Source organism: Stackebrandtia albiflava (assembly GCF_007994225.1).
Taxonomy (GTDB): domain Bacteria; phylum Actinomycetota; class Actinomycetes; order Mycobacteriales; family Micromonosporaceae; genus Stackebrandtia; species Stackebrandtia albiflava.
The window spans coordinates 1,040,434-1,053,673 of the sequence record NZ_VLLL01000006.1; the positions used below are offsets into that span (position 1 = coordinate 1,040,434).

Annotated in this window: 12 protein-coding genes and 1 tRNA gene; 10 read left to right on the forward strand and 3 right to left on the reverse strand. The window is 70.5% G+C overall.

The annotated features are described in order from the left end of the window. Positions 1-65 precede the first annotated feature (65 nt). Entirely contained in the window at positions 66-284 is a 219-nt protein-coding gene (locus LX16_RS15685) for a hypothetical protein (RefSeq protein ID WP_147139544.1), read from the forward strand. Positions 285-496: 212 nt separating this feature from the next. Here the strand turns inward: LX16_RS15685 and LX16_RS26655 are convergent, their stop codons facing one another. Then, positions 497-646: a hypothetical protein gene (locus LX16_RS26655; RefSeq protein ID WP_158645621.1), complete on the reverse strand. Its 150-nt coding sequence runs from the start codon at positions 644-646 to the stop codon at positions 497-499. 174 nt (positions 647-820) lie between these two features. Between LX16_RS26655 and LX16_RS15690 the strand changes: the two genes are divergently transcribed. From LX16_RS15690 to LX16_RS15715, 6 genes are all read left to right on the forward strand, one after another. Further along, the gene (locus LX16_RS15690) at positions 821-2,242 is read left to right on the forward strand and encodes a 3' terminal RNA ribose 2'-O-methyltransferase Hen1 (RefSeq protein WP_147139546.1); all 1,422 of its coding nucleotides are present in this window, start codon (positions 821-823) and stop codon (positions 2,240-2,242) included. After that, positions 2,235-4,784, forward strand: a complete 2,550-nt coding sequence (locus LX16_RS15695) for a polynucleotide kinase-phosphatase (protein ID WP_147139548.1) — start codon at positions 2,235-2,237, stop codon at positions 4,782-4,784. Before LX16_RS15690 ends, LX16_RS15695 begins: the two co-directional genes overlap by 8 nt. A 518-nt stretch (positions 4,785-5,302) precedes the next feature. Continuing rightward, positions 5,303-5,746: a 50S ribosomal protein L13 gene (rplM, locus tag LX16_RS15700; protein ID WP_147139550.1), complete on the forward strand. Its 444-nt coding sequence runs from the start codon at positions 5,303-5,305 to the stop codon at positions 5,744-5,746. A 26-nt stretch (positions 5,747-5,772) separates the two neighbouring features. Further along, positions 5,773-6,237 (forward strand): 30S ribosomal protein S9, encoded by a 465-nt coding sequence (gene rpsI / locus LX16_RS15705; protein WP_147139553.1) that lies wholly within the window; start codon positions 5,773-5,775, stop codon positions 6,235-6,237. A gap of 76 nt (positions 6,238-6,313) precedes the next feature. Then, complete coding sequence (gene glmM / locus LX16_RS15710) at positions 6,314-7,639, forward strand: phosphoglucosamine mutase (RefSeq protein WP_147139555.1); 1,326 nt, start codon at positions 6,314-6,316, stop codon at positions 7,637-7,639. A gap of 123 nt (positions 7,640-7,762) precedes the next feature. Next, positions 7,763-8,260: a DUF4383 domain-containing protein gene (locus LX16_RS15715; RefSeq protein ID WP_158645622.1), complete on the forward strand. Its 498-nt coding sequence runs from the start codon at positions 7,763-7,765 to the stop codon at positions 8,258-8,260. A 122-nt stretch (positions 8,261-8,382) separates the two neighbouring features. Here LX16_RS15715 and LX16_RS15720 read toward each other — a convergent pair whose 3' ends face one another. Continuing rightward, a complete protein-coding gene (locus LX16_RS15720) occupies positions 8,383-8,985 on the reverse strand; it encodes a TetR/AcrR family transcriptional regulator (protein WP_147140810.1) in 603 nt (200 codons plus the stop codon). Positions 8,986-9,017: 32 nt separating this feature from the next. After that, positions 9,018-10,010, reverse strand: coding sequence for an acyl-CoA desaturase (locus LX16_RS15725; protein ID WP_147139558.1), 993 nt, complete (start codon positions 10,008-10,010; stop codon positions 9,018-9,020). Positions 10,011-10,243: 233 nt separating this feature from the next. Between LX16_RS15725 and LX16_RS15730 the strand changes: the two genes are divergently transcribed. The 3 genes from LX16_RS15730 to LX16_RS15740 all read left to right on the forward strand — a co-directional run bounded on the left by LX16_RS15730 (position 10,244) and on the right by LX16_RS15740 (position 13,058). Beyond that, a tRNA-Gln gene (locus tag LX16_RS15730) sits at positions 10,244-10,317 on the forward strand. 203 nt (positions 10,318-10,520) lie between these two features. After that, a complete protein-coding gene (gene glmU / locus LX16_RS15735; protein WP_211354524.1) occupies positions 10,521-11,945 on the forward strand; it encodes a bifunctional UDP-N-acetylglucosamine diphosphorylase/glucosamine-1-phosphate N-acetyltransferase GlmU in 1,425 nt (474 codons plus the stop codon). 132 nt (positions 11,946-12,077) lie between these two features. Then, positions 12,078-13,058: a ribose-phosphate diphosphokinase gene (locus tag LX16_RS15740; protein WP_147139560.1), complete on the forward strand. Its 981-nt coding sequence runs from the start codon at positions 12,078-12,080 to the stop codon at positions 13,056-13,058. The last annotated feature ends 182 nt before the right edge of the window (positions 13,059-13,240 follow it).

Consider the following 13,240-nt stretch of genomic DNA (forward strand, 5'->3'; position numbering starts at 1 on the left):
GATGCATCCGTTATATCCGTATCGCCGCCGACACGCGGCCGCCACCACCTACCGAGGAGTGCCCGATGAAACGAGTCAACCGGATCGCCGACGCGGTGCTGAGCCGACTGGTCCGAGGCGCGGACGCCACCGCCGCCTGCTACGAACAGACCCGCGAGTGCTACAACCAGCCGTGTGGCAGCGGCGGACTGCGCCGGTGCTGCCGCACCTGCACCTACACCGGTCCCCGCTGCGAGTACAAGAGCTGCGGCGCCTACAGCTGCGGCCTCTGCGCACTGCCGTAGCGGTACCGCACGGGTCGCGTCCGCCGTTATCCACAGGAGACACGGCCGGCCCGGTGCGGCCCGTGACGGTCGCCAGGTGACAGGACGCCCGGTGAACCGCCGGGCGTCCGTCGGGTCCGGTCGTCAGGCCGGCCCCGAGAGACGGGCACGCCGCCCGGAACGGACCGCGGTCACGGCGAGACCCGACGGGGTGGAACGGTGCGACGGCCGGGTCAGCGCCACACCAGCGTCAACGCGAACACGGCGAGACCGGCGATCGCGACCTGCCGCGCGACCAGCAGCGACAACACGGCCCACCGGTCCGCGCCGTGCCGGGCACGTCTCGCGGCGTCGCCGGCCTCCCGGCGGTAATCAGGTGTCACGGTCTCAGTGTGCGCCCGCCCCGGTGCGGCGGCCAGCGTCGTGACGCATTCTTGACACCCTTCGCCCCGAATCGTCACCCCCACCAACCCTCGAAACGCCGACATCCCCGGAGTGGGAACGCCGCTCGCGGAAAGCCGCTGGACTCGGTTGCGGCACACCCCCACAATCGAGCGGTGCTGTTGACCATCACGACCACCGCCTCACCGGCCACGGACCTGGGCTACCTGCTGTACAAACACCCCGACCGGGTCGCGAACTTCTCGCAGTCGTTCGGCACCGCCACCGTCTTCTACCCACGCGCCGACGCCGAGACCTGCACCGCCGCCCTGCTGCTGGAGGTCGACCCGATCCGGCTGGTGAAGTCGCGCGGCAGGCAGTCTCCGGACTTCTCGCTCGGGCAGTACGTGAACGACCGTCCCTACGCGGCGTCGTCGTTGTTCGCGGTCGCCCTCGGGAAGGTCTTCGCGACCGCGCGCAGCGGCCGCTGCGACACCCGGCCCGAGTTGGCGAAGACCGCCATCCCCCTGGAACTGTTCCTTCCCGCCGTGCCGTGCCGAGGCGGTGTGGAGGTCGCCCACCGGCTGTTCGCGCCACTCGGTTGGGAGGTCGACGCGCGACCCGTGCCACTGCACGACTCGTTCCCCGAATGGGGTGACTCGCGGTACGTCTCGTTGCGGCTCACCGGCACCGTCCGGCTCGCCGACGCCCTCAACCACCTGTACGTGCTGCTTCCGGTGCTGGACGACGCCAAGCACTACTGGATCGACATCGGTGAGGTGGACAAGCTGGTGCGCAGCGGCGGCGGATGGCTCGCGGCGCACCCCGCCCGCAACCTCATCACCCGCCGCTACCTCGGCAACCGGCGCGGCCTGCACCGCGTCGCGCACGCCCGGCTCGCCGAACTGGACGAGTCGGGTACCGAACTGGATCCGCCGGTGGAGGAGGAGTCCGCGCCCGAACCGTCCGACGACACGCCCGACGCACCGGCGCCGACGGTGCCGTTGGCGACCCGCCGCCACGAGGCGGTCCTGGCGGCGCTGCGGGACAGCGGCGCGGCCAGGGTCATCGACCTCGGTTGCGGATCCGGGAAACTGCTCGAACTGCTCGCCGCCGACCCCCGGTTCACCACGATCGCCGGTACCGACGCCTCTACGCACGCCCTGCGGCTCGCCGAGCGGCGCCTGCGGCTCGACCGGGCGGGCGACCGCATGGCGGCCCGTATCAACCTGTTCCAGGGCGCGCTCACGTACCACGACGACCGGTTCTCCGGCTACGACGCGGCCGTCCTGATGGAGGTGATCGAGCACGTGGACCCGCCCAGGCTGGCCGCGTTGACCTCCGTCGTGTTCGGTTCCGCGTCACCCGCGACCGTCGTGGTGACGACCCCCAACGTCGAGTACAACCGGGTGTACGAGATGCCCGACGGCGCGTTGCGCCACCCCGACCACCGGTTCGAGTGGGACCGCGCGCAGTTCGCACACTGGGCGGAGGAGACCGCCGCCCGCTACGGCTACCGGGTGGACGTGTCCGGTGTGGGAGAAGAGGACGCGGTGGCCGGCCACCCGACCCAGATGGGAGTGTTCCGCCGTGGTTGAGATCCGCGTACCCGCGATGTCCCTGTTGGTGCTGGTCGGAGTCTCCGGCTCCGGGAAGTCGAGCTTCGCCGCCCGGCACTTCCGTCCGACGCAGGTGATATCCAGCGACTTCTGCCGAGGACTCGTCTCCGACGACGAGAACGACCAGACCTCCACACCCGACGCCTTCGACGTCCTGCACTACATCGTCGGCACCCGGCTGCGCCGCGGGCTGTTCACCGTCGTCGACGCGACCAACGTCCAGCCCGAGGCGCGACGCGAGCTGATCGCGCTCGCGCGCCGGCACCACGTCCTCGCCGACGCCGTCGTCCTGGAGGTCGATCCGGCGGAGGCGCAGCGGCGCAACGACTCCCGCGCCGACCGTGACTTCGGCACACACGTCATCCCCAGGCAGCACCGCGAACTGCGGCGATCGATGCGCGGCATCCGCCGCGAGGGGTTCCGCCGGGTGCACGTCCTCGCCGCCGACCAGATCGATTCGGCCCGGTTCGAGTACGAACCCGCCTGGTCGGACCGGACCGCGCTGACCGGGCCGTTCGACATCGTCGGCGACGTCCACGGCTGCCGCGCGGAACTGGAGACGCTGCTGACCCGGCTCGGCTACGAGTTCACCCGCGACGCCGAGGGACGCGCGGTCGGAGCCGAACACCCCGAGGGACGCACGGCGGTGTTCGTCGGCGACCTGGTCGACCGGGGACCCGACTCGCCCGGCGTCGTCCGGCTCGTCATGGGCATGGTCGCCGCCGGCACCGCCCTGTGCGTCGCCGGAAACCACGAGGTGAAACTCGTCAAGGCACTGGCCGGCCGCAAGGTCAAGATCGCGCACGGGCTCGCCGAGTCACTGGAGCAGTTCGACGCCGAGCCCGAGGAGTTCCGCAAGGAGGCCGCGGCCTTCATGGAGGGACTGATCAGCCACTACCGGCTCGACGGTGGCCGGCTCGTCGTCGCCCACGCCGGGTTGAAGGAGGAGTACCACGGGCGCGCCTCCGGCCGGGTGCGGTCGTTCGCGCTGTACGGCGACACCACCGGCGAGACCGACGAGTACGGCCTGCCGGTGCGTTACCCCTGGGCCGAGGAATACCGGGGCAAGGCCGTCGTCGCGTACGGGCACACCACCGTGCCGGACGCGGAATGGGTCAACGACACCATCTGCCTGGACACCGGCTGCGTGTTCGGCGGCAGGCTCACCGCGCTGCGTTACCCGGAACGGGAACTGGTGGCGGTTCCCGCCGAGGCCGTCTGGTACGAACCGGTCCGGCCGCTGGCGCCGCCCACCCCGGTGCGCGAACCCGACGCCCTGCACTACCGCGACGTCGGCGGCACCCGGGTCGTGGAGACGGGACTACTCGGCCGCGTGAAGGTCCGGGAGGAGAACGCCGCCGCCGCGCTGGAGATCGCGAGCCGGTTCACCATCGACCCGCGTCTGCTGGTGTACCTGCCGCCGACGATGTCACCGGCCGACACGCCGTCCGAGGGAGACCTCATCGAGCACCCCGAACCGGCGTTCGACCACTACCGGTCCAACGGGATCACCCGGGTCACCTGCCAGGAGAAGCACATGGGTTCCCGGGCGGTCGTCGTGGTCACCAGGGACGACGAGGCCGCCGTGCACCGGTTCGGCGTCGCCGGTCCCGGTGCCGTGTACACCCGCACCGGCCGGTCCTTCTTCTCCGACCCCGCGCTCACGGCGGGCCTGCTGGAGCGGATCCGGTCGGCGGTGACGGCGGCCGGACTGTGGGACCGGTGGCAGACCGGCTGGCTCGTACTCGACGCCGAACTGCTGCCGTGGTCGGTCAAGGCGGGACGGCTCATCCGTGACCAGTACGCGTCGGTGTCGGCGGCGGCCGGGGCGGCGTTGCCTGAGGCCGTCGCGGTGCTCGCCGCGGCCGCCGACCGTGGTCTCGACGTGGCCCCGCTGCTGGCCCGGGAGACCCGGCGACTCGACAACGCGGCCCGGTTCCGAGACGCGTTCGCCGCGTACTGCCGTCCGGTGGACGGGCTGAACGGCGTCGAACTGGCACCGTTCCAGTTCCTCGCCGCCGAAGGGCAGAACCTGGCGCGCCGCCCGCACACCTGGCACCAGGAGGAGTCGACCAGGCTCGCCGGGCACGACACCACGGGCACCATCCGGGCGACCCGGACGCGCGCGGTGGACCTGACCGACCCCGCCGACCGTGCCGCCGCCGTCGCCTGGTGGACCACGCTCACCGACGCCGGTGGTGAGGGCATGGTGGTGAAACCGGTCACGGCCGACACCGCCGTCGTAATGTCGGACGCGGGCAGGCCGGTGCAACCGGCGCTGAAGGTGCGCGGTCCCGGTTACCTGCGGATCGTCTACGGCCCCGACTACACGGAACCGGAGAACACCGCGCGGCTGCGGCAGCGCTTCCTGGGTAGGAAGCGGTCCCTGGCGTTGCGGGAGTACGCGCTGGGCCTCGAGGCACTGGACCGGCTGGCCGGGGGCGCCCCGATGTGGCGGGTCCACGAACCGGTGTTCGCGGTACTGGCGCTGGAGTCGGAACCGGTGGACCCCCGTCTGTGAGACGGCCGGATCACCGGAGCGGCCGGCTCGGAACGGTCAGACGGCGACCGGCCGCGTCGTCGGACTCGCCGCGTACCGTGTGGTACGCGGCGAGTCCTCCGCCTCGCCGTGCATCCCGGACGCCGACGATCCAGGAGCTCCAGCCGTCGGCGTCGCGCCCGGGCGGCGGGCCGCCAGGACGCGGCGATGGGCGGCGACCGGGCCGCCGGGACGCGGCGGCTCACCGTCGAAGGGATCGACGACGATCGCTACCGTGAGACGGCCGGCACACTCGCCGCCATGTGCGGGAACCCCACGCACCGACCAGGCCACCCGGGTTGGTGAGCCGCCGTGGGCACGGTAAACTCAACGGCTGTTGTGCGAGCATGATTTCGGAATCGCGACGGGGCGCACGCCCATCGGACGCGGAAGCCGTCACATCATCGCTGACCATCGAATGACACGTCGTCGCGACGCGGCATTCAGGCGGCGCCCGGTCCGGGCGTTCGTTTCCAGACCGACAACGACAAGGAACACCTGTGGGTACGTTCAGCCCCAAACCGGGCGACATCACCCGGCAGTGGCACGTCATCGACGCCACTGACGTGGTGCTCGGCCGGTTGGCCAGCCAGACCGCGCAGTTGCTGCGTGGCAAGCACAAGCCGATCTTCGCCCCGCACGTCGACACCGGCGACTTCGTCATCGTCATCAACGCCGGCAAGGTCGCCCTGACCGGCAACAAGCGTGAGAACAAGATGGCCTACCGGCACTCCGGATACCCGGGCGGCCTGAAGAAGATCTCCTACGCGCAGCTCCTCGACACCAAGCCGGAGCGGGCCATCCAGCTCGCCGTCAAGGGCATGCTGCCCCACAACAAGCTCGGTCGCAAGATGCTGACCAAGCTCAAGGTGTACGCGGGTGCCGAGCACCCACACGCCGCCCAGCAGCCACAGCCATTCGAGATCACCCAGATTGCGCAGTAGGCGCGGGCGGAAGGAATCGAAACCACATGAGTGAATTCAACACAGAGGCCGCGACCCCCGTCGCCGCTCCCGTCGCGCCCCCGGTCGCGCCGGTGATCCCGGCCGACCGCCCGGTGCAGACCGTCGGCCGCCGCAAGCAGGCCGTCGTCCGCGCCCGCCTGGTGCCCGGCTCCGGCAAGTTCCTGCTGAACGGCCGCAGTCTGGAGGTCTACTTCCCCAGCAAGGTGCACCAGCAGATCGTCGCGGAACCGCTCGTCACCACCGAGCGCACCGAGACCTACGACGTGTTCGCCAACCTCACCGGCGGCGGCGTCACCGGACAGGCCGGCGCCCTGCGCCTGGCGATCGCCCGCGCGCTCATCGAGATCGAGCCCGAGCAGCGTCCGGCGCTCAAGCGCGCCGGCTTCCTGACCCGCGACCCGCGTGAGAAGGAGAGCAAGAAGTACGGCCTCAAGAAGGCCCGCAAGGCACCTCAGTACTCGAAGCGCTAGTCAGACCCGACAGGGCCAGGGGATAGTCATACCCCTGGCCCTGTTTTTCGTATCCTCATCCCAGAAGGAGACCATCGTGGGACGACTCTTCGGTACCGATGGAGTACGCGGGCTGGCCAACGCCGATCTCACCCCCCACCTGGCGATGCGCATCGCCCAGGCCGCCGTCGCGGTCCTGGCGGGCGACTCCGCCTCCCGCCCCCAGGTCGTGGTCGGACGCGACCCGAGGGCGTCGGGCGAGATGCTCGAAGCCGCCGTGGCCGCGGGGCTCGCCGGCGCCGGGGCGGACGTCAGACTCGCCGGGATACTGCCCACCCCGGCCGTGGCCCACCTGATCGCCGACACCGGCGCGGACTTCGGTGTCATGTTGTCGGCCAGCCACAACCCCATGCCCGACAACGGCGTCAAACTCTTCGCGCGAGGCGGGGAGAAGCTGTCCGACGAGGTCGAGGACCGGATCGAGGCGGCACTCGACGCCGAACCGCTCCATCCCACCGGGGCCGACATCGGACGGATCACCGAACTCACCGGCGGCGGCAAGCGCTACCGGGAACACCTGCTGTCGGCACTGCCCCACCGGCTCGACGGGCTCCGCGTGGTCGTCGACTGCGCCAACGGCGCCGCCGCCACCGTGGCACCCGACGTCTACCGCGAGGCCGGCGCCGACGTGATCGCCGTGTGCGCCGACCCGGACGGACTCAACATCAACCGCGACTGCGGCTCCACCCACCTGGACGTCGTCCGCCGGGCGGTCCTCGACCACGGAGCTGACCTCGGCATCGCCCACGACGGCGACGCCGACCGGTGCCTGGCCGTCGCCGCGGACGGAGGCACCGTCGACGGCGACCAGATCATGGCGATCCTCGCGATCGCGATGAAGGAGGCCGGGTTGCTCCACGCCGACACCCTCGTCGCCACCGTCATGAGCAACCTCGGACTGCACCAGGCGATGCGGTCGCACGGCATCACCCTCGCGACCACCGGGGTCGGTGACCGGTACGTCCTCAAGGAGCTCACCGACGGCGGCTTCTCACTGGGCGGCGAGCAGAGCGGCCACATCGTGCTGCCCGCGTACGCCACCACCGGCGACGGCCTGCTGACCGCGCTGCTGCTGATGGCCCGGGTCGTCGAGACCGGCGTCCCGCTGGCCGAACTCGCGGCGGTCATGCGGCACGCGCCCCAGGTGCTCTTGAACGTCCCCGTCAAGGACAAGGCCGTGGTCGACAGCACCCCGGTCAGGGAACTCGTCGCCCTGCACACCGCCGAACTCGGGGACACCGGGCGGGTGCTGCTGCGCCCCTCCGGCACCGAACCGCTCGTGCGGGTCATGGTGGAGGCCTCCGACGGCGACCGGGCCAAGGCGGTCGCCGACGCCCTCGCCGAGGCGGTCCGGGCGGGCTGACCGCCGCGCGTCCCCCGGCGCCCGTGGGCGTCACCGTGGAATGCCGGTGACGCCCACGGGCGCCGGTCACCAAGATCGACGTCCGCTGCGCGCCGGAAACGGCCATCGGCGACAATCGAGGGCGTGGATCATCTACCAATCAACCACCCGCTCCGCCCGCTGTGGCGCATCCTCGCGTTCCTCGCGGGTGCCTACATCCTGGTGTTCGGGATCATCGGCTTCATCCAGGCGCGCGCCGAGGGCATCGGCTGGTTCGCGCAGGAAAACCAACCGACCGTGCTGTGGCTGAAGGCGAACCCGGCCTTCGCGCTGATGTCGATCATCGTCGGTGGCGTCGTGGTCCTGGGCGCGCTGATCGGCCGCAACATCGACCGCTGGATCAACCTGCTGGCCGGCGGCGTGTTCATCCTGGCCGGGATGGCGATGATGGCCGTCCTGCGCACCGACGTGAACTTCCTCGGCTTCACGATGTCGGCCTGCATCACCTCGTTCATCCTGGGGCTGGTCATGCTGGCGGCCGGGCTGTACGGCCGGGTCGGCAGCGCGGCGGAACGCCGGGTCGAGGAGGAACGCCGCCACCGCAGCGTCGGCGACAACACCGGCGTGGTGGGCGACGCCTGACCGGCCGTGGAGTGCCGCACCGATCACACCGCTCACAGGCGGTGATACGACACCGGACACCAGAGCAGACGCCGAGGGCTCCCGGATCACCGGAACACGGTGAGCGGGAGCCCTCGGATCGTTCAGCTCGGATGTGACGGCAGGTGCGGGGGCGTGGTGTCGAGGTGGGACAGGCCGTTCCAGGCCAGGTTCACCAGGTGCGACGCCACCACCTCCTTCTTCGGCTTCCGCGCGTCCAGCCACCAGCGACCGGTCAGCGCCACCATGCCCACCAGGGCCTGCGAGTAGAGCTCGGCCAGCTTGGGATCGAACCCGCGTAGCTTGAACTCCTTGCCCAGGATGCCCTCAGCCTGGTGGGCGACGTCGTTGAGCACGCTGGAGAAGTTGCCGGTGTCGGACATGACCGGGGAGTCGCGTACCAGTACCCGGAAACCGTCGGGGTCTCCCTCGATGTAGTCCAGCAGCGCCAACGCCGCCTGCTCCACCAGGACCCGGGGGTGACCGCCGGTCAGGGCGTGGGTGATTCGGTCGAGAAGTGACCTGACCTCCCGGTCGACGACGACCGCGTACAGGCCCTCCTTACCGCCGAAGTGCTCGTACACGACCGGTTTCGAGACCTTCGCCCGAGCGGCGATGTCCTCCACGCTCGTCGCGTCGTACCCCCGTTCGGCGAAGGCGCGCCTCGCCACGGAGATCAGCTGTTCACGTCGTTGGGCGGAAGACATGCGGACCCGGCGCGGCGTCGGTTGGTTCGAACTCACCCACGTAGTCTGTCCTGTCCACCCGACATCTTCTTACTCAGCCTCTCCCGGTTGGGCCAACGCACGTCGTACACCCAGCCGAACCGCTCGAAGATCCAGATGAGGCGGGCGGAGGTGTCGATCTGTCCGCGCATCACACCGTGCCGGGCGCTGGTCGGGTCGCTGTGGTGCAGGTTGTGCCAGGACTCGCCCATCGACAGCAGCGCCAGCGGCCAGAAGTTCGCGGCCTTGTCGCCGTCGCGGGTGGCGAAGGGACGTTCCCCGTACACGTGGCAGATCGAGTTGATCGACCAGGTGACGTGGTGCAGCAGGCCGATGCGGATCAGGCTGCCCCAGATGAACGCGGTGAGGGCGCCCTGCCAGGACCAGGTGATCAATCCGCCGGCCAGCGCCGGCGCGAACAGCGTCACCAGGAACAACTTGCCGAACATGTCGTCGACCCGGCGGATGTCCTTGTCGGCGACCAGGTCCGGGGCGAAGCGGTCGCGGTTCGACAGGTCGCGGTCGAACATCCAGCCCACGTGCGCGTGGAACAGGCCCTTGGTGAGCGCCTTGAAACCGGTGCCGTAACGCCACGGGGAATGCGGGTCGCCCTCCCGGTCGGAGTAGGCGTGGTGGCGACGGTGGTCGGCGACCCACTGGATCACCGAGCCCTCGACCGCGAGCGAACCCGCCACCGCCAGCGTCACGCGCATCCACCGCTTCGCCTTGAAACCACCGTGCGTGAAGTACCGGTGGAAACCGACGGTGACGCCGAAACCGCTGATGTTGTACATGACGGCCATGATCGCCACGTCGACCCAGGACAGACCCCAACCCCAGGTCAGCGGGACCGCGGCGATCAACGCCAGGAACGGGGCGACGACGACGAACCACAGCCCGAAGAGGACCTTGCGGCTCTGCTTCCCCACGGTGAGCGGCTTGGGATCGCGTGCGGCGCCCGGTGACGGGCTGGTGACCGCCCGGTCCGCCGACGTGTATGAGGTCATAGCGTGTCCTTGCGGTAGAAGGTGCGCGAACGGAGCGCGATGAGCCCTCTCACCTGCGCCTACGTCACCGTAACCTACGTGACCGTAGCCGGTCGGTAGGGGAAACTCCCCTCTTTGCGCCCGAACGCCGCACTCCCACCGGCGGCCGCGGCGGGTATGTCGGATGCACGGCCACGGCGGCGGCAGGTAGCCTAGGACGGCGTTGTGCGATCGCACAAGGATTCGCGCGGCGATCCCGGGTCGTCTAAGGGCAGGACTCTTGGTTTTGGTCCAAGCTATGGGGGTTCGAATCCTCCCCCGGGAGCCATCATGCGGAGGCGCCCGTCCCGTCACGACGTCGGGCGACCGGAGCCGGCCGGGGCACGGGCCGGTCTCGCGCGGCTCCGTCGGGGAGGCCGGCCTGCCGCGCGTACCCGGTGAAGGCGCCTCCGGAGTCGCGACGATCCCGCCGAGGCGGGTCGCGCGCCCGCCACGAGTTGACACGACCGTCCTAGACGAAGGAGCTCGCAGGTGAACCCGAATCGGTCGATCGTGGTGCTCGCCGCGGGGATGGGCACCAGGATGAAGTCCTCACTGCCCAAGATGCTGCACCCGATGCTGGGCCGGACCCTCCTCGGTCACGTGCTACACGCGGCGGAGGCCGTAGAGGCGGCGGAGACCCTGGTGGTCGTGGGATCCGGCGCCGACCAGGTGACCGCGCACGTGTCCGGGATCGCGCCGGGCGCCCGCACCGTCATGCAACACGAGCAGCGCGGCACCGGGCACGCGGTCCGGGTCGCCCTGGAGGCGGCGCCCGAACTGACCGGTTCGGTCGTCGTGCTCTACGGCGACACCCCGCTGCTGCGCGGCGAGACCCTCACGGGCCTGCTCGACGCGCACGACGCCGCCGGGGCCGCCGCCACCGTGCTGACCGCCGAGGTCCCCGACCCGACCGGTCTGGGCCGGATCGTCCGCGACGCCGCCGGGCGGTTGACCGGCATCGTCGAGCAGCGCGACGCCGACGCCGCGCAGCTCGCCGTCCGCGAGATCAACAGCGGGATGTACGTGTTCGACGCCGCGTTGCTGCGGGAGATGCTGGCGAAGGTCTCCACCGACAACGACCAGGGCGAGGAGTACCTGACCGACGTCATCGGGCTGCTGGTCGCCGCCGGGCACCCGGTCGGCACCCACACCGCCCCCGACGTCCAGGACACGCTCGGGTGCAACGACCGGGCGCAGTTGGCGGAGCTGCGGCGGCTGATGCAGCGCCGCATCAACACCGCGCTGATGGTCTCCGGCGTCACGATGGACGACCCGGACACCACCTGGATCGACGCCACCGCCTCGGTCGCGCCGGACGTGACGCTGCGCCCGAACGTGCAGTTGTGCGGTGCCACCCGGATCGGCGCCGGCGCGGAGATCGGGCCGGACTCCACGCTGCGCGACACCACGGTCGGGGAACGCGCCGTGGTGGTGCGCGCCCACACCGACCGGGCCGTCGTCGGCGACGACTGCACCGTCGGCCCCTTCGCCTACCTGCGGCCCGACGCGGTCATGGAGACCGGCGCGAAGGTCGGCACGTACGTGGAGGTGAAGAAGTCCACGGTGCGTGAGGGCGCCAAGGTGCCGCACCTGTCTTACGTGGGCGACGCCACGGTGGGCCGACGGGCGAACGTCGGCGCCGGCACCATCATCGCCAACTACGACGGCGTCTCCAAGCACCACACCGACATCGGTGAGGCGGTCTTCGTCGGGTCGAACTCCGTCCTGATAGCGCCGGTCACCGTCCGGGACGGCTCCTACGTCGCAGCCGGCAGCGCCATCGACCAGGACGTGGCGTCCGGCGCGATCGGTGTCGCGCGCGGCAGGCAGCGCAACGTCGACGGCTGGGTGGCCCGCAAACGCGCCGGAACCAGGACCGACGAGGCGGCGCGGCGTGCCGCCGAGCAGGGGTGACCGTCCCCTCACGTGGGCGGAAACACCGAGATGAATTCCACAATCACCGGCCCGACACGCGTCACCGGCGGGGGCCGGGAGTGAGACTAGGCAGGTTGACTTTCGGTGCGCGAAGCAAAGGGTGACCCTGCGATGGCCAGCATCTCCGCTGACAATCCCAAGAGTTTGATGCTGTTCTCCGGACGTGCCTATCCGGAGCTGGCCCACGAGATCGGAGAGCACCTGGGGGTCGCGCCGACCCCGACGGACGCCTACGCGTTCGCCAACGGCGAGCTGTTCGTGCGGTACCGGGAGTCGGTCCGCGGCTGTGACGCGTTCGTGGTCCAGTCGATGACGGCGCCCATCAACCGCTGGATGATGGAGGCGCTCATCATGGTCGACGCCCTGAAACGGGGCTCGGCCAAACGCATCACGGTGGTGCTGCCGTTCTACCCGTACGCGCGGCAGGACAAGAAGCACCGTGGGCGGGAACCCATCTCGGCGCGCCTGATGGCGGACCTGCTGAAGACCGCCGGTGCCGACCGCATCCTCACCGTCGACCTGCACACCGCGCAGATCCAGGGCTTCTTCGACGGCCCCGTGGACCACCTGTTCGCGATGGAGACGCTCGCCTCCTACATGCAGGACAAGTACGGCGACCGCCCGCTGGCGGTCGTGGCCCCGGACTCCGGCCGGGTGCGGGTGGCGGAACGCTGGACCGACCGGATGGGCGGTTGCCCGCTCGCGTTCATCCACAAGACCCGTGACCCGCTCAGGCCCAACGAGGTCGTCGCCAACACGGTCGTGGGCGACGTCGCCGGGCGGGTCTGCCTGCTCGTCGACGACATGATCGACACCGGCGGCACCATCTGCCGCGCCGCCGAGATGCTGGACGCGGCCGGTGCGGCCGACGTGGTGATCGCGGCCACCCACCCGATCTTCTCCGAACCGGCGGTGCGGCGGTTGGCGGAGGCCCCGGCGAGCGAGGTCGTGGTCACCAACACGCTGCCGTTGCCGCCGGACACGAACCTCGACAAGCTGACCGTGCTGTCGATCGCGCCGTTGATCGCCAAGGCCATCAGCGAGGTGTTCAAGGACGGCTCGGTGACGACGCTGTTCGGGGGGTTGTCTTAGCGGCCGTCTTCGCCCCAGGCAGCGGGCGACCGTAGACGACGGAGGGCACCACGAGCGGTCACCTCGCGCGTGCGGGACGGTGATCTCGCCCGCCCTACCCGGGGCAGCGAGGATCGTCAGGTCGCAGCGGTGTACTCTATTTCGGTTGCCACGGCGAGGGCGCGCGACGGGTGGAAGTCAGC